The organism is Escherichia sp. MOD1-EC5495, assembly GCF_002965965.1.
Taxonomy (GTDB): Bacteria; Pseudomonadota; Gammaproteobacteria; order Enterobacterales; family Enterobacteriaceae; genus Escherichia; species Escherichia ruysiae.
The window spans coordinates 1-228 of record NZ_PTRI01000073.1 but is presented as its reverse complement, the minus strand read 5'-3'; the positions used below and the strand labels follow the sequence as shown (position 1 = coordinate 228).

The following is a 228-nucleotide window of genomic DNA, read 5'->3' as shown; positions in this document are numbered from 1 at the left end:
TGGCATACGTGCCGTCATCGTTCTCACGGATACTCACACAGCGGAACAGGCGCTGACGCAACGTCGGCAACTTCAGCCCCCACACACTGTATTCTGCAACGCCGTCAGGAACCCGATTCACTTTCACCTTAAGTCCGTCGGTGACGGACTGAACCTCCACGCTGACCGGATTACCACTTCCGTCAACCAGGCTTATCAGCGTGGTACCGGAGGATGGCAGCGTGATTT

At 56.6% G+C, this 228-nt stretch carries 1 pseudogene; it reads right to left on the bottom strand.

From position 1 onward, the window contains the following. Positions 1 to 228 (bottom strand): annotated as a pseudogene (locus tag BEG40_RS21640) (host specificity protein); the annotation flags it as partial.